This window comes from Candidatus Binatia bacterium, assembly GCA_036563615.1.
Classification (GTDB): Bacteria; Desulfobacterota; Binatia; order UBA12015; family UBA12015; genus DATCMB01.
The window spans coordinates 467,036-482,971 of the sequence record DATCMB010000022.1 but is presented as its reverse complement, the minus strand read 5'-3'; the positions used below and the strand labels follow the sequence as shown (position 1 = coordinate 482,971).

Genomic DNA, 15,936 nt, shown 5'->3' with positions numbered 1-15,936 from the left:
GACTAGGCGCGTCGGCTCGGCAGCGCAAGCGCGCGCGAGGTTCTCAGCGACGCAGCGACCTATAGGCGCCGCGCAGCGTCACCTCGCCCGCGACCACGCGCTGCACCTCGCCGCGCGTCTCGACCAGCAGCGCGCCGTCGTCGTCGACGCCGCGCACCACACCATCGATCGGCGGCCGCGCGTCGATCGACACGCGCCGTCCCTGCAGGCAGTGGAACTCCTCGTAGGCCTTGCGCAGCGCCGCAAACCCGCGCGTGCGGAAGACCTCGTAGCTCGCCTCGAACGCGCCGAGGAGCCGTCCGGTGAAGGCCGCGCGGTCGACGCGCGCGCCCGAAGCCAGCGCGAGGCTCGTCGCCTTGCGCGCGAGCTCGCGCGGGAAGTCCGCGCGCCCTGCATTCAGATTGACGCCGATGCCGACGATCACGTAGCGCACGCGGTCGGTCTCGGCGTCGAGCTCGGTGAGGGTGCCGGAGACCTTGCGGCCGTCGATCAGCACGTCGTTGGGCCACTTGATCTGCGGCGTGACCCGCGGCGCGGTGGCCGCGATCGCCTGGGCGACGGCCAGCCCCGCGACCAGCGTGAGGCGCGGCACCTCGAGCGGCGGCAGCGACGGCCGCAGCACGATCGAGCAGTAGAGGTTGACGTTCGCCGGCGACGCCCAGCTGCGGCCGAGGCGTCCGCGGCCGGCGGTCTGCTGCTCGGCGATCACCACGGTGCCCTCGGGCGCGCCGCCGCGCGCGAGCTCCGCGGCGAGACGGTTCGTCGAGTCGATCGAGTCGCGGTGCACGATGTGCCCCGCGAGCTGGCGCGGCTGCCAGTGACGGAGGATCTCCTCCGGCAGGAGGCGCTCGCTCGCGCGCACGAGACGGTAGCCGCGCCCGGCCGACGCCTCGATGTCGTAGCCGCGCTCGCGCAGCCGCTCGATGCGCTTCCACACCGCCGCGCGCGACACCCCGAGGCGCGCGGCGATCTCCGCTCCCGAGCGCCAGTCGCCGCCGTCGAGCGCGGCGAGCAGGGCGCCGTCGCCGCGCGGATCCGGCGCTCGCGTGGCGCTCAACGCCCCTTCGCGCCCGGACGCGCCGAGCGCACGTCGAGGCCGAGGTCGATCGCCGGCGCCGAGTGCGTCAAGCGGCCCACGGAGATGAAGTCGGCGCCCGCCTCGGCGTACGCGCGCACGGTGTCGAGGCTCACGCCGCCCGAGACCTCGAGCAGCACGCGATCGCCGACCAGCGCCCGCGCCTTGCGCACCTGCTCGGGACGCATGTTGTCGAGCAGCACGATGTCCGCGCCGGCGGCGAGCGCCTCGCGCACCTGCTCGAGCCGGTCGCACTCGACCTCGATCTTGATCCCCGCCGGCGCCGCCGCGCGCGCACGCTCGACCGCGAGGCGCAGCGAGCCTCCGCACGCGGCGATGTGGTTGTCCTTGATCAGCACGCCGTCGTCGAGACCGAAGCGGTGGTTGCGCGCCCCGCCCATGCGCACCGCGTACTTCTGCAGCAGGCGAAGCCCGGGCGTCGTCTTGCGCGTGTCGAGGATCGTCGTGCGCGTGCCGGCGACCGCGTCGACGTAGCGGCGCGTGACGGTCGCGACACCGCAGAGCGACTGCACGAGGTTGAGCAGCACGCGCTCGCCGGTCAGCAGCCGCGCGAGCTCGCCCTCGATCTCCGCGAGCACCGTGCCGGGGGCAACGCGCTGTCCCTCGCGCGCCCGCAGGCGCACGCGCAGCGGCCGCGTCGCGTGCAGCTCGCCGAGCACCATCTCGACGAGCGGCAGCCCGGCGACCACGCACGCCTCGCGCGTCGCGAGCACCGCCCTGCCCTGCACGCCGTCCGGCACCGTCGCCGCCGTCGTGATGTCACCGCGGCCGATGTCCTCGGCGAGCGCGTGGCGCACGAGCGCGAGCGTCGAGGGGTGACGGAACGGATCCGGCGCGCCGGTCGCCGCCGCGCGCGGCCGCGCTGCGCTGGCGCGCGTGCGCTTCGCGGACGTCCGCGTGCCGCGCGCGCGCGCGGCGGTGCGCGTCAAGCTTGCACCTCGCGCAGGCGCTCGAGCCCGCGCTGCAGGAGCTCCTGCTTCGCCGTCAGCTCGCTCGCCTTGGCGCGCTCCTTCTCGACGATCTCCTCGGGCGCGCGCGCGAGGAAGTCCTGATTCTCGAGCTTGCGCGTCACCTGCGCGAGCTCCTTCGCGACGCGCTCGATCTCGCGCTCGAGGCGCTGGCGCTCGGCGCCGACGTCGATCAGCCCGGCGAGCGGCACGTAGAGCTCGAGCCCGCCCGCGACGGCGACCGCGCTGCCGCTCGGCCGCTCGCCGTCGCCGACGAGCTCGAGGCGGTCGATCTTGGCGAGCGTCCGCACCGCGCTCTCGAAGCCGCGCAAATCGTCGAGCGCCGTGCGGTCCTGCGAGGCGACGTACAGATCGATTGCGCGGCTCGGCGGCAGGTTCATCTCGGCGCGCAGGTTGCGCAGCGCGCGCACGACGTCGATCAGGCGCTCGATGCGCGCCTCGGCGGCGGCGTCGCGCTCGACGTCGGCCGAGCGCGGGAAGGACTCGAGCATCAGCGCCGGCTTCTCGGCGTCGACGCCCGGCAGCGCGTGCCACAGCTCGTCGGTGATGAACGGCATCATCGGGTGCAGGAGGCGCAGCGCCGTCTCGAACACCGACACCAGCGTCGCGAGCGTCGTCGCCCGCGCCGCCTCGTCCTCACCGTAAAGCGAAAGCTTCGAGAGCTCGACGTACCAGTCGCAGAACTCGTTCCACAGGAAGCGGTAGAGCGTCGTCGCGGCGTCGTTGAAGCGGTAGCCGTCGAGCGCGGCGCGGACCTCGTCGATCGCGCGGCCGAGGCGCGCGCGGATCCAGCGATCCGCGTCGCTGCCGCCGCTGCGTCCGGCGGCGAGGTCGACCGAGGCGTCCGCGTTCATCAGGATGAAGCGCGCCGCGTTCCAGATCTTGTTCGCGAAGCTGCGGTTGCCGTCGATGCGGTCGAGCGAGAGACGGATGTCGCGTCCCATCGCCGACTGCGCGATCAGCGTGAAGCGCAGCGCGTCGGTGCCGTACGTGGCGAGCAGCTCGAGGGGGTCCTTCACGTTCCCCTTCGTCTTGCTCATCTTCTCGCCGTACTCGTCGCGGACGAGGCCGTGCACGTAGACGTCGCGGAACGGCACCTCGCCCGTGAAGCGCAGGCCGAACATCATCATCCGGGCGACCCAGAAGAAGATGATGTCGAAGCCCGTGACGAGGACCGACGTCGGGTACCACTTGCGCAGCTCGGGCGTGTCGTCGGGCCAGCCGAGCGTCGAGAACGGCCACAGCCCGCTCGAGAACCAGGTGTCGAGCACGTCCTCGTCCTGACGCAGCGGACCGCCGCAGCCGGGACAGCTCGTCGGGTCCTCGCGCGACACGATGACCTTCGGCGAGCGCTGGTCGGCGCGCGCGCCCTCGGGCTCGGTGCCGGGATCGGCGGGGCAGCTGTCGCAGTACCAGGCCGGGATCCGGTGTCCCCACCAGAGCTGACGCGACACGCACCAGTCGCGGATGTTCTCCATCCACGCGAAGTACGTCTTGCTCCAGTGCTCGGGGTGGAAGCGCGTGCGGCCCTCGCGCACCGCGGCGATCGCGGGCTCGGCGAGCGGCTTGGTGCGCACGAACCACTGCGTCGAGAGCAGCGGCTCGACCACCGAGCGGCAGCGGTAGCAGGTGCCGATCGCGAGCGCGTGCGGCTCGGTCTTGACGAGCACGCCGGTCGCGGTGAGCTCCTCGACGATGCGCTCACGCGCGGTCGTGCGGTCGAGGCCCGCATACGGCCCCGCGGCGGACGTCATCGTGCCGTCCTCGCCGATCACCGAGACCATCTCGAGGCCGTGCCGGCGTCCGATCTCGAAGTCGTCGAAGTCGTGCGCCGGCGTGATCTTGACCACGCCCGAGCCGAACTCGCGGTCGACGTGCTCGTCGGCGATGATCGGGATCTCGCGTCCGACGATCGGCAGGCGCACGCGCTTGCCGACCAGCGCGCGGTAGCGCTCGTCCTCGGGGTGCACGGCGACCGCCGTGTCGCCGAGCATGGTCTCGGGACGCGTGGTCGCGACCACCACCTCGCCGTCGCCGTCGAGCAGCGGGTAGCGCAGGTGCCACAGGTGGCCCTGCGTGTCCTCGTGCTCGACCTCGATGTCGGACAGCGCCGTGCCGCAGCGGCAGCACCAGTTGATCAGGCGCCGGCCGCGGTAGATCAGGCCGTCCTCGTAGAGGCGGACGAACACCTCGCGCACCGCGCGCGACAGGCCCTCATCCATCGTGAAGCGCTCGCGCGTCCAGTCGCAGCTCGCGCCGAGCCGCTTCAGCTGCGCGATGATGTAGGGTCCGACCTCCGAGCGCCACGCGAAGGTGCGCTCGAGGAACTTCTCGCGGCCGATGGTGTGGCGGTCGAGGCCCTGCGCCGCGAGCTGGCGCTCGACCACGTTCTGGGTCGCGATCGACGCGTGGTCGGTGCCGGGGATCCAGACCGCGTTGTAGCCGTCCATCCGCTTGTAGCGGATGAGGACGTCCTGCAGCGTGTTGTTGAGCGCGTGCCCGAGGTGCAGCTGGCCGGTGATGTTGGGCGGCGGGATGACGATCGAGTACGGCTCACCGGGCGCGTCGACGTGGGCCGTCGACACCCCGAGCTGGATCCACTCCTTCGCCCAGCGCTCCTCGACCTCCTGAGGCGCATAGGCTTTGGCAAGCTCCTTCGGCATCGGCCTGTGCGGTAACAGCCGGTCGCGCGGCGAGTCAATTTGCTGCTGCACGAACGGCGCAGCGCGCTCGCCGCGCGGGCAGACGGTGCCCACGCAAGCGGCAGTTGCCCAAAGCCGCGCCAGCGTCCGACGCCCGAACGCGCGGATTGTGGCGTCCGTGCGTCGTCCGGCTGGCGGCACATCCGTTGCTCAACGCGTCGCACGGGCTGCTCGTCGCCCGGAAGGAGCGTCGCGTGAAAAAGATCGAGGCCATCATCAAGCCGTTCAAGTTGGACGAGGTGAAGGAAGCGCTGGCGCGCGAAGGCGTCGACGGCATGACCATCTCGGAGGTCAAAGGCTTCGGCCGGCAACGTGGGCACAGCGAGCTGTACCGCGGCGCCGAGTACGTGGTCGACTTCCTGCCCAAGGTGAAGATCGAGCTGCTCGTCGACGATTCGCGCGTCGCGACCGTCGCGGACACGATTCGCGCCGCGGCCGCCACGGGCCGCATCGGAGACGGGAAGATCTTCATCGTCCCCGTGGACGACGCGGTTCGCATCCGGACCGGCGACCGGGGCGCCGAGGCTCTGTAACCCGCACGCGGCCACGCGCTCGTCCGCGGGGGACGAGCGCGCCGCGAGACAACCGACCATGGGGTCGCCGCGTCGCACCCCGGATCAGGAGACGATCATGATTGGAAAGCTTCGCTTGGCGACGATCGCATCGCTGGTGCTCGCGCCGGCGCTTGCCTTCGCGGAGGAGGCGGCGCCGGCGGTCGACCCAGGGCTGTTCGCCGCAAACAACGCATGGATGATGCTCGCCACGGCCCTGGTGTTCATCATGCACCTCGGCTTCGCATCGGTGGAGTCGGGCCTCACGCGGGCCAAGAACACCACCAACATTCTGTTCAAGAACACGATCATCCCGTGCATCGGCCTGCTGACGTACTTCATCGTCGGCTTCAACCTGATGTACCCCGGCGACTTCAACGGCTACCTGGGCTTCGCCGGTTTTGGCTTGACGCCACCCGAGAACGGTGTGACGCCCGGCTACGCCGACGGCGGCTACACCTACTGGACCGACTTCCTCTTCCAGGCGATGTTCGCCGCGACCTGCGCGACGATCGTCTCCGGTGCGGTCGCGGAGCGCGTCAAGCTGTATCCTTTCCTGATCTTCTCGACGATCTTCGTCGCCTTCGTCTACACGATCGCTGGTTCCTGGAAGTGGGGTGGCGGCTGGCTCGATCAGATGGGCTTCTATGACTTCGCGGGCTCGACCGTGGTGCACTCGGTCGGCGGCTGGGGCGCGCTGATGGGCGTCCTGCTCCTCGGCCCGCGTCTCGGCAAGTACGGCAAGGACGGCAAGATCACGCCGATCCCCGGCTCGAACATGCCACTCGCGACCATCGGCGTCTTCCTGCTGTGGCTCGGCTGGTTCGGGTTCAACGGCGGCTCGGTTCTGTCGGCCGACCCGGCGAAGACCTCGCTCGTGCTCGTCACGACGTCGCTCGGCGCCGCGGCCGGCGCGGTCGGCGCCCTGGTCGGCTACAGCTTCGTGTCGACCAAGCCCGACCACACGATGCTGCTCAACGGCATCCTCGCCGGTCTCGTCGGCATCACGGCGAGCGCCGACGTGATCACGCCGCTCGGCGCGATCATCATCGGCTTCATCGCCGGCTTGATCGTCGTCGCCTCGGTGCTCGGCCTCGATCGCCTCAAGATCGACGACCCGGTCGGCGCCATCTCGGTCCACCTCACCTGCGGCATCTGGGGCACGCTCGCGGTCGGCATCTTCTCGACCAACCCCGAGCACTCGTTCGGCGTGCAGGCGATCGGCGTGGTGGCCTACGCGGTGTTCACCGCGGTGTGCGCGGGACTGATCTTCGGCGTGCTCAAGGTGACGACGGGCATCCGCGTCTCCCCCGAGGAGGAGATCGAGGGCCTCGATCTCGGCGAGCACGGCATGTACGCGTACGACCTGCACACCGGCGACGCCGGTCTCGATGGCACCGCTGGTGCTCCGATGCGGGCCCGGGTGGCTGCGGCTGCCACCACCCTGGCGAGCGAGGTGCGCTAGCGAGGAAGGTGGTTGGGGGACGGCAGCGCCCGGCTCGTGGGAGGAGGAGCCGGGCGCCGCGATTCCGCCGCCCTCCTCAGCGCTCCGCGCGCTTCGACGGCACGCCGCTCGGCCCTGGTGGCTCGGGCGGCGTGCCGATCCATTCCCACCACAGCGCGAGCGTGATCGCGATCGCGACCGGCCCGATGAAGAGGCCGACCATCCCGAAGCTCAGGATGCCGCCCAGCACACCGATGAAGACCAGCAGCAGCGGAATGCCGGTGCGCACGCCGATGAACACGGGACGGATCACGTTGTCGATGCTCGCGACCACGCCCGCACCCCAGATCGCGATCCCCGCCGCGGCCCAGTAGCTCTGCTCGAGCACCAGGTAGACGGCGGCCGGAACCCACACCACCGCGTGCCCCATCGGCACGAACGACAGCACCATGGTCAGCGCGCCGAGCAGCCACGGAAACGGCACGCCGGCGACCCAGAAGCCCACCGCGGCGGCAACGCCCTGCACCGCCGCCGTCATCACCAGCCCGTAGACCACCGCACGCACCGTCAAGCCAACGTGCTGCAGGATGACCTCGAGGCGCTGTCCACCGACGCGCCGTCCCGCGGTGCGTAGCTGCGCGGCGAGCGAGTCGCCGTGACGGAACAGGAAGAACGCGGTGAACAGGCAGACGACGAGCTTGAACAGCGTCCGGCTCACGGCGCCCGCGGTCTGACCGGCGAACGTCAAGACGATGCCGCCGTGGTCGCCGAACAGCGCCTTGACGGCGGCGCGCGTGTCTTGACGCAGCAGCACGAGCGCCTCGCGCAGCGGCTCGCCGACCAGCGGCAGGCGCGACGCCGCGTCCTCGAGGATCGCCACCTGGTCGCTCAGGTCGCCGCGTAGATCGGTCGACAGCGTCTCGAGCTCGCGCACGAGCAGGACGCCGATCGTGGTCAGCGGGACGATCAAGCCGAGCGTGACCAGCAGGATCGTCGTGAAGGCCGCGAGCCCGGGCCAGCGGTCGAGGCGCGCGCGGATGCGGCGGTGCACCGGCCAGACGCTCACCGCGAGGATCACCGCCCACGCGAGCCCCGCCGCGAAGTGCGACAGGACCTGGTAGACGACGAACGCGAGCGCGGCGACCAGCGCCGCGCCGAGGATCCAGGACACCCGCTGCGCGAGCGCGGCGTCGCTCGCCGAGGGTGGCGTCGCCGTCGGCGGTGGGGACGCCTGGGTCGGCGCCTCCGGCTCGAGCCGCGCATCGGCGGCGCGTGCTGCCGCCTCGCCGCGGCCGAGCTCGTGCGTGGACATCGCGCCGCACGATAGCACGCGCACCGCCGGCCCCGCTTGCGACCAACTTTGCGGCTCGCCGTTGCCGGCTCGCTTTCGAGCGGTTATGAGTCCTTCGCAGTGCCGCGGCGGCGAGCCGCGGTCCGCACACGCGAGAGTGGCGGAACTGGCAGACGCGCAGGTCTCAGAAGCCTGTGGGGTAACACCCGTGGGGGTTCAAGTCCCCCCTCTCGCACTGGGATGACGGGGACGAGGCACGCGCGGGGGGAGGCTGGTTGGACATGACCGTCCAGTGCCCGCGCTGCCGCACCCAGTACAAGGTCCCCACCGCGCGCATCAACGACCCGCGCCCGGTCTTCAAGTGCACGCGCTGCAGCCTCGTCTTCACGCGCGAGGCCGAGCGCCCGGCGCGCCAGTCGCGCGGCCGCGCCGAGGAGCGCAACCTCGACCTGCCCTTCGTGCGCGACGACGACGCCGCCGAGAGCCGTCCGTCGCGCGCCCGGCGCCGACGCACCGAGGAGGACGAGGCCGCCGCCGCAGCCGAGGACGACGAGACCGTGGTGCAGGCCGCCGAGCCCGAGGACGAGGAAGAGGACGAGCGCGAGGACGTCGCCCCCGACGACGAGGAAGAAGAGCTCGAGGACGACGAGGAAGAAGAAGAGACGGACGAGGCAGAGGACGAGGAGGACGACGAGCCCGAGGACGTCCGCCCAGCCCCTGCCCCGCGCGCCCGCGAGCGCGCCGCGCGCAGCGAGCGCTCCTCGAGCCGCGAGCGCGAGGTCGCGCGCGACGAGCACGAGGAGCCGGCGTTCGTCGCCCGCGCTACCCGCGAGCGCGAACGTGAGCGCGAGCGGGAACGCGAGCGCGAGAGAGAGCGTGAGCTCGAGCGCGAGCGGCAGCGGGAACGCGAGCGGGCCCGCGAGCGGGAGCGCGAGCTCGAACGACAGCGCGAGCGCGAGCGCGCACGCCCCGCACGTCAGCGCTCGCACCGCGACGAGCTCCGCCTGCGCGACGAGGACGACTTCGACGACCTCGAAGACCTCGAGGACGACGAGCCGCGCCGGCCGATCCTCGCCTCCGACGACCGCCAGCGGCGTCCGCCGATCAACCCGCGGCGCATCAAGTCGGCGGCCGCGAGCGAGAGCCGCTCACCGCTGCGCGCGGTGGCGATCGGCGTCGGCACGGTGTGCGCGATCTACCTCGGCCTCGCGGTCGCGCTCGACCGGCGTCCGGCCGAGGCGCTCGAGACGCTGAGCCGCGTGCCGATCCTCGGCCGCCTGCTCGGCGGCGACCACCTGCTCGTCTGGCGTCTGCAGCTCACGCAGGTCGAGGGCGGCCTCGATCACATCAAGGGCGGCCGCCCGGCGTACGTCGTCAGCGGACGCGCGATCAACACCACCAACGAGGACCTGCGCATCATCGAGATCGAGGGTCGGCTGCTGGTCAACGGCGTCGAGCAGCGGCGGCAGACGGTCTACGCCGCGAACCAGCAGCGCAAGACCATCCAGGATCTGTCGCCGAGCGAGGTCGAGATGCTGCTGCGGCTCGAGCCGAACCGGCGCTTCGTGATCCGCCCCGGGGAGTCGGCGAGCTTCCTCCTGGTGTTCCCCGATCCGCCGCCCGGGACGACCGAGGTCACGTGCCGCGTGATCGACGCGCGGACGGCGTGAGCGGCGATCCGTGCGGGATCAGGCGCTGCGCTCGGTGTTGGCCGACGAGGTGTCGCCGGCGCTCTGCGCGTGCGCGGTGCGATTCGCGTCGTCCTCCTGCGGGGGCGTGACGTCGATCGCGTCGGGCTGGTTCACTGCCTTGCGAAAGTTCCGTAGCGCGTTACCCACGCCACTACCGAGAGCGGGCAGCTTCCCCGGGCCGAAGATGATCAGCACGACGATCAGGATGATCAACAGCTCGGGAATTCCCAGTCCCATCGATTCCACTGTAGGAAAGGGGTTCGCCTACCGCAAGGAGCGCTTGCCGTGGCAACGCTGAGCGAACCGCAGGAACCGCACGCCCCGCGCGCCTCGACGCTGTTCTACTTCCTGCTGCTGTCGATCGCGGTGCACGCGCTGATGCTGCTGTGGCTACGCGGCGCGAAGCTGTCGCTCGGCGACTTCGAGCCGCCGCCGGTCGTGGTCAAGCTCGCGCCCGCGCCGGCCGAGGCACCCCCACCGCCGCCCGCGCAGCGTCCGGCCGATCGGCTCGCCGCCGCGGAGACGCGGCGGCAGATCGTCGCGCCGTCCGATCAGGAGAACAACCTGCCGCCCGTCGGCCGCGCCTTCCTGAGCGACCGCGACAACCGCGTCGAGCAGGAGACGGTGCGCAAGGGCAATCCCGACGCCGGCGGGCCGCAGGCGCCGCAGCAGCCGCCGCAGGTCGCCAGCGCGCAGCCGCCGGCACCGCCGCCCGCGCCGAAGCCGGCGGCACCGGAGGCGCCGGCCAAGGCCCCGCCCGCGAAGGCTCCGCCGGCGAAGGCTCCCGCCGCCAAGGCGCCGGCGAAGGCGCCCGCGAAGTCGCAGCCCGCACAGCGTCGCGCGCAGGAGGCGGCGAAGCGCCCGAGCATCGTCGAGCGCGGCGAGACCGTGCCCGCAGAGCGCGAGAAGCTGCCCGGCCTGCGCGAGCTGTTCGCGCCGCCGAGCGAGGTGCTCGCCAAGGCGCAGCTCGAGCGTCAAGCAGCCGGCGGCGGTCCGACCGGGCCGAACGCCGTCGACGATCCGCGCAAGGACCTGGTCAGCGCTCCGCCGCCGGCGCCGGGACTGTTCGGCGGCATGCGCGGCACCTTCGACGCCCTGCCCGACGTCGCGCAGGGCAACTTGACGATGCTGAACACCAAGGCCGACCGCTTCGCGCCCTTCGTGCGCCGCGTCGGCACGCGCGTGTTCCAGAATCTGCTGATCTACCAGCGGCAGAACCTCGAGGCGTCGGACATCCTCGCGGCCAACGACATCGTCACCGCGCGCGTCATCCTCGACCGCAACGGCAAGCTCAAGACGCTCGAGATCGAGGAGCACTCGGGCAGCATGGCCGTCGACCAGACGCTGATCGACGCGCTCCGCCAGGCCGCGTTCGACGACAACCCGCCGCCGTCGGCGGCGAACGCCAACGGCGAGTACGAGTTCATCTTCCAGGCGCAGCTCATCGCCGGCGTCGGCCCGGGACCGCGCGGGCCGGTGCTGCGCACGGTCGAGAGCCGGCTGCGGATCGGGCTGCTCTAGGCCGCGCCTCGCGCGAGCGCGCGCGAGTTGCTCGACGTTGCGAGGGTAGCGGACGCTTCAAGCTGCCCGCGGGACGCGCTCGTGCCCGTCTGCGGGGCTCGCTCAGCCCTCGGCGGTGTCCGTGGAGGGGTCGGCGGACGGCGCGGGCGCGTCGCTCGCCGGCGCGGACGTCTCGCCGGACGACGCAGGTGCGTCGCCGGAAGACGCGGGCGTTTCCCCGGACGACGCAGGCGCATCGGACGCAGGCGGGTCACCGGACGACGCCGTCGCCTCGTCCGCGGGCTTCGCCGGACGCCAGCGCAGCACCGGACGGCGCGCCGCGCGCACCTCGTCGAGCCGGCGCACGCGCGTCGTGTGCGGTGCGGTCTTGAGCAGCTGCGGATCCTTCCGCGCCTCGGCGACGATGCGCTCGATCGCGGCGACGAAGGCGTCGAGGGTCTCGCGGCTCTCGGTCTCCGTCGGCTCGATCATCATTGCGCCGCTCACCACCAGCGGGAAGTAGATCGTCGGCGCGTGGAAGCCGAAGTCGAGCAGCCGCTTGGCGATGTCCATGGTCTTGACGCCGGTGTCGGCGAGACCCTGATCCGTGAACACGCACTCGTGCAGGCACGGCCCGCGCTGCGCGATCGTCAAGAGCGGCTCGAGCTTCTTGCGCAGGTAGTTCGCGTTCAGCACGGCGCGCTCGGTCATGCGCGTGATGCCGTCGCCGCCGAGCCCGAGCATGTAGGTGTAGGCGCGCACCAGCATGCCGAAGTTGCCGTGGAACGTGCGCACGCGCCCGATCGACAGCGGCGCGTCCTCCGAGAGCTGGAAGCCGCTCGCGGTTCGCACGACGCGCGGCACCGGCAGGAACGGCTCGAGGATCTTCTTGACGCCCACCGGACCCGCGCCCGGACCGCCGCCGCCGTGCGGCGTCGAGAACGTCTTGTGCAGGTTGATGTGCAGCACGTCGGCGCCGACGTCGCCGGGACGCGTGACGCCGCAGAGCGCGTTCATGTTCGCGCCGTCGATGTAGACCAGCCCGCCCTTCGCGTGAACCGCGTCGGCGATGCTGCGGATGTCGCGCTCGAAGAGCCCGAGCGTGTTCGGGTTGGTGATCATCACCGCGGCGACGTCCTCGTCGAGACGCGCCTCGACGTCCGCGACGTGCACGAGCCCGTCACGCCCGACCGGCACCTCGACGCAGCGGTAGCCGCACAGCACCGAGCTCGCCGGGTTGGTGCCGTGCGCGCTCGCCGGGATCAAAACGGTCTTGCGCGGGTTGCCCTGCTGCTCGTGGTACGCGCGCACCATCTTGATGCCGACGAACTCGCCCTGCGCGCCGGCCGCGGGCGTGAGCGTCACGGCGTCCATGCCGCTCACCTCGGCGAGCATCTGCTCGAGCTCGTGCATCAGCGCGAGCGCGCCCTGCGTCAGCACGTCGGGCCAAAGCGGGTGGATCCCCTGGTGGCCGGGGAGCCGCGCCGCCCACTCGTTCACGATCGGGTTGTACTTCATCGTGCACGAGCCGAGCGGGTAGAAGTTCGACGCGATCGAGAAGTTCCACTGCGAGAGGCGCGTGAAGTGACGCACCACCTCGAGCTCGCTGAGCTCGGGCAGCCCCTCGAGCGACGGCTGCGCGAGCTCCGGCTCGAGCGCCGGCAGAGCGACGTCCGGCGGCAGGTCGTCGGCCGGCAGGGAGACCGCGCGGCGTCCCGGCGATCCCGCCTCGAACAGCAGCGGCTCGTCGTACATCACGCTGCTCCCGCGGAGCGCCACTCGCTGGCGAGCCGCTCGATGTCGGCGCGGCGGTGCACGTCGGTGACGCACACGAGCAGGGAGTCGTCGAGCTCGGGGTACCAGCGTCCGAGCGGCACGCCGGCGACGATCCCGCGCCGCACGAGCTTCTCCCAGCGTCCCGAGACGTCCGCGCCGCGCATGACGCACTCGTTGAACGTCGGACCCGTGAAGCGCTCCTCGAGCCCCGCCCCGGCGAGCTGCGCAACCGCGTAGCGCAGCTTGCGCACGTTGAGGCGCGCGAGGTCGCGCAGGCCGTTCGGCCCGAGCAGCGCCACGCAGATCGTGAACGCGAGCGCGCACAGGCTGTGGTTCGTGCAGATGTTGGAGGTCGCCTTCTCGCGGCGGATGTGCTGCTCGCGCGTCGACAGCGTCAAGCAAAAGCCGCGCTTGCCGTCGGCGTCGACGGTCTCGCCGACGATGCGTCCCGGCATCGCGCGCAGAAAGCTCTCGCGCGTGCCGAACAGGCCGACACCCGGCCCGCCGTAGCTCAGCGGCAGCCCGAGCCCCTGCCCTTCGCCGACCGCGATGTCGGCGCCGAGAGCGCCCGGCGGAGTGAGCCAGCCGAGCGCGAGCGGCTCGAGCGTCACCGTGACGAGCAGCGCGCCGTGCGCCTGCGCCCACGCCGACGCCGCGCGCAGATCCTCGACGACGCCGAAGAAGTTCGGGTAGCCGACGACCACGCACGCGACCTCGCCCGCCGCGGCGTCACCGTTGCCGGCGGTCGCGTCGTCGAGCTGTACGCGGCCGCTCTGGTCGAAGCCCGCCTCGATCAGCGTCACGTCCTCCATCGAGGACAGGTAGGTCGCGATCGTCTGGCGGACGTTCGGGTGCAGCGAGCGCGCGACGACCACCTTCCCGCCGCGCGCGTCGCGCGTGCGGCTCGCGCGCAAACGCAGCGCCATCAGCACCGCCTCGGCGGCGGCCGAAGCGCCGTCGTACATGCTCGCGTTCGCGAGCTCGGTGCCGAGCAGGATCGAGGTGATCGTCTGGAACTCGAAGATCGCCTGCAGCGTGCCCTGGCTGACCTCGGGCTGGTAGGGCGTGTACGCGGTCGCGAACTCCGAGCGCGAGGCGAGCGCGTCGACCGCGCTCGGGATGTAGTGCGCGTACGCGCCCGCGCCGACGAACGACAGCACCTCGGCGCGGTTGCGGCTCGCGAGCGCCGCGAGACGCGCGCGGAGGTCGGGTTCACTGAGCCCGGGCGCGATGTCGAGCGCGCGCCCGAGACGCACGTCCTCGGGCAGGTGGGCGAAGAGATCGGCGATGCGCGAGACGCCGATCTCGGCGAGCATCGCCTGGACGTCCGCCTCGGTGTGGGGGGTGTAGTCCATCTCGTGTACCGCTGCGGGCGCCGACCGGCGCGCGGCTGCGACCTACTCGGCGGCGCTTTCCTCGATGTACTTGCGGTACTCCTCGGCGGTCATCAGCTCGTCGAGCTCGGCGGTGTCGCCGATCTGCAGCTTGATCATCCAGCCGTCGCCGTAGGGGTCCTCGTTGATGAGCTCGGGGTTGTCCGGCAGGTCGTCGTTGATCTCCGTGACCTCGCCCGAGACCGGCGCGTAGACGTCCGACACCGCCTTGGTCGACTCGACGACGCCGAACGCCTCGGACTTCTCGACACGGTCACCGACCGCGGGCAGCTCGACGAAGACGACCTCGCCGAGCTGCTGCTGCGCGTGGTCGGTGATGCCGACGGTCGCGATCGTGCCGTCGATCGAGACCCACTCGTGCTCGCGGGTGTACTTGAGGTCCTCGGGAAGCTCCATCGCGTCGATCCTGTCCTCGTCTTTCAGCTCGCCGGCGTCGCCGGCCGGCGGTAGAACGGCAGCCGCACGCGTTCCGCCGCGACCGCGCGACCGCGGATCTCGACGGACAACGCTGCGTCTAGCGATTCCCGCGCGATCAACGCAAGGGCGATCGCCTTGCCGAGCGTCGGCGACTTGGTGCCGCTCGTGCAGCGTCCGACCTGCTTGCCGTCGGCGAGCACCGGATAGTCGGCGCGCGCGATGCCGGGCTCGCGCAGCTCGAGGCCGACGAGCTGGCGCGGGACGCCCTTCTGCTTCTGCGCGACGAGCGCGTCGCGGCCGATGAAGTGCGGCTTGTCGAGCTTGACGGCCCAGCCGAGGCCCGCTTCGAGCGGCGTCACGTCGCGCGCGAGCTCGTGGCCGTAGAGCGGCAGCCCGGCCTCGAGCCGCAGCGTGTCGCGCGCGCCGAGCCCGATCGGGCCGATCTCGAGGTCGTCGCTCGCGGCGCCGAGCAGCGCCTGCCAGAGCGCGACCGCGCTCGCGACCGGCACGAAGAGCTCGAAGCCGTCCTCGCCGGTGTAGCCGGTGCGCGCCGCGAACACGCGCACGCCCGCGACCGTCGCCTCCGCGCAGGCGAAGCGCGGCAGCGCGAGCAGCTCGGCCTCGGCGCCCACGCGCTGCAGCACGTCGGTCGTGCGCGGTCCCTGCAGCGCGAGCAGCGCGAGCTCGTCGCTTCTGTCGACCACGACCGCGTTCGGCACGTGCTTGCTCTGCTCGAGGATCCAGTCGCGGCAGATCTGCGCGTTGCCTGCGTTGACGCAGAACAGGAAGCGCTCGTCGCCGGTCCGGTAGAGGATCGTGTCGTCGATCGTGCCGCCGTTCTCGTCGCACCAGAGCGTGTACTGCGCCTGGCCGACGGCGAGGCGGGACGCGTCGTTGGTCGCGACGCGCTGGCAGAGCTCGAGCGCGCCCGGTCCGCGCACCTCGATCTCGCCCATGTGCGAGACGTCGAAGAGCCCGGCGCTGCGGCGCACGAGCGCGTGCTCGGCGAGGATGCCCGCGTACTGCACCGGCATCTCCCAGCCGCTGAACTCGGTGAAGCGCGCGCCCGCGGCGCGGTGCTGCTCGTAGAGTGGTGTGCGGCGCAT

Annotated in this window: 13 protein-coding genes and 1 tRNA gene; 5 read left to right on the top strand and 9 right to left on the bottom strand. The window is 71.8% G+C overall.

Going from position 1 to position 15,936, the window contains the following annotated elements; translation table 11 throughout:
* Nucleotides 1–43: 43 nt before the first annotated feature.
* From VIS07_20695 to VIS07_20685, 3 genes are read right to left on the bottom strand one after another with little or no spacing between them, the layout of a single operon-like run.
* A complete protein-coding gene (locus VIS07_20695) occupies nucleotides 44–1,057 on the bottom strand; it encodes a biotin--[acetyl-CoA-carboxylase] ligase (protein HEY8517937.1) in 1,014 nt (337 codons plus the stop codon).
* Nucleotides 1,054–2,025, bottom strand: coding sequence for a carboxylating nicotinate-nucleotide diphosphorylase (nadC, locus tag VIS07_20690; GenBank protein HEY8517936.1), 972 nt, complete (start codon nucleotides 2,023–2,025; stop codon nucleotides 1,054–1,056). Before nadC ends, VIS07_20695 begins: the two co-directional genes overlap by 4 nt.
* The gene (locus VIS07_20685) at nucleotides 2,022–4,727 is read right to left on the bottom strand and encodes a valine--tRNA ligase (protein HEY8517935.1); all 2,706 of its coding nucleotides are present in this window, start codon (nucleotides 4,725–4,727) and stop codon (nucleotides 2,022–2,024) included. The genes nadC and VIS07_20685 overlap by 4 nt, the downstream gene beginning before the upstream one ends.
* A 233-nt stretch (nucleotides 4,728–4,960) precedes the next feature.
* Here VIS07_20685 and VIS07_20680 point away from each other — a divergent pair, with 233 nt between their 5' ends.
* Nucleotides 4,961–5,299, top strand: coding sequence for a P-II family nitrogen regulator (locus tag VIS07_20680; GenBank protein ID HEY8517934.1), 339 nt, complete (start codon nucleotides 4,961–4,963; stop codon nucleotides 5,297–5,299).
* Nucleotides 5,300–5,516: 217 nt separating this feature from the next.
* Nucleotides 5,517–6,782 (top strand): ammonium transporter, encoded by a 1,266-nt coding sequence (locus VIS07_20675; GenBank protein HEY8517933.1) that lies wholly within the window; start codon nucleotides 5,517–5,519, stop codon nucleotides 6,780–6,782.
* A gap of 76 nt (nucleotides 6,783–6,858) precedes the next feature.
* Here VIS07_20675 and VIS07_20670 read toward each other — a convergent pair whose 3' ends face one another.
* Nucleotides 6,859–8,073: an AI-2E family transporter gene (locus VIS07_20670; GenBank protein ID HEY8517932.1), complete on the bottom strand. Its 1,215-nt coding sequence runs from the start codon at nucleotides 8,071–8,073 to the stop codon at nucleotides 6,859–6,861.
* 130 nt (nucleotides 8,074–8,203) lie between these two features.
* On the opposite strand from VIS07_20670, the gene VIS07_20665 reads away from it, so the two are divergent.
* Together VIS07_20665 and VIS07_20660 are read left to right on the top strand one after the other, a co-directional pair.
* A tRNA-Leu gene (locus VIS07_20665) sits at nucleotides 8,204–8,287 on the top strand.
* A gap of 46 nt (nucleotides 8,288–8,333) precedes the next feature.
* The gene (locus VIS07_20660) at nucleotides 8,334–9,722 is read left to right on the top strand and encodes an MJ0042-type zinc finger domain-containing protein (GenBank protein ID HEY8517931.1); all 1,389 of its coding nucleotides are present in this window, start codon (nucleotides 8,334–8,336) and stop codon (nucleotides 9,720–9,722) included.
* An 18-nt stretch (nucleotides 9,723–9,740) separates the two neighbouring features.
* Here the strand turns inward: VIS07_20660 and tatA are convergent, their stop codons facing one another.
* Nucleotides 9,741–9,980, bottom strand: coding sequence for a twin-arginine translocase TatA/TatE family subunit (gene tatA, locus VIS07_20655; GenBank protein HEY8517930.1), 240 nt, complete (start codon nucleotides 9,978–9,980; stop codon nucleotides 9,741–9,743).
* 48 nt (nucleotides 9,981–10,028) lie between these two features.
* Between tatA and VIS07_20650 the strand changes: the two genes are divergently transcribed.
* Complete coding sequence (locus VIS07_20650; GenBank protein HEY8517929.1) at nucleotides 10,029–11,264, top strand: TonB C-terminal domain-containing protein; 1,236 nt, start codon at nucleotides 10,029–10,031, stop codon at nucleotides 11,262–11,264.
* 102 nt (nucleotides 11,265–11,366) lie between these two features.
* On the opposite strand, the gene gcvPB is transcribed toward VIS07_20650, so the two are convergent.
* From gcvPB to gcvT, 4 genes are read right to left on the bottom strand one after another with little or no spacing between them, the layout of a single operon-like run.
* The gene (gene gcvPB / locus VIS07_20645) at nucleotides 11,367–12,998 is read right to left on the bottom strand and encodes an aminomethyl-transferring glycine dehydrogenase subunit GcvPB (protein HEY8517928.1); all 1,632 of its coding nucleotides are present in this window, start codon (nucleotides 12,996–12,998) and stop codon (nucleotides 11,367–11,369) included.
* Entirely contained in the window at nucleotides 12,998–14,374 is a 1,377-nt protein-coding gene (gene gcvPA / locus VIS07_20640) for an aminomethyl-transferring glycine dehydrogenase subunit GcvPA (GenBank protein HEY8517927.1), read from the bottom strand. The genes gcvPB and gcvPA overlap by 1 nt, the downstream gene beginning before the upstream one ends.
* Nucleotides 14,375–14,416: 42 nt before the next feature.
* Nucleotides 14,417–14,809 (bottom strand): glycine cleavage system protein GcvH, encoded by a 393-nt coding sequence (gene gcvH / locus VIS07_20635; GenBank protein ID HEY8517926.1) that lies wholly within the window; start codon nucleotides 14,807–14,809, stop codon nucleotides 14,417–14,419.
* Nucleotides 14,810–14,832: 23 nt separating this feature from the next.
* Nucleotides 14,833–15,936, bottom strand: a complete 1,104-nt coding sequence (gene gcvT / locus VIS07_20630) for a glycine cleavage system aminomethyltransferase GcvT (GenBank protein HEY8517925.1) — start codon at nucleotides 15,934–15,936, stop codon at nucleotides 14,833–14,835.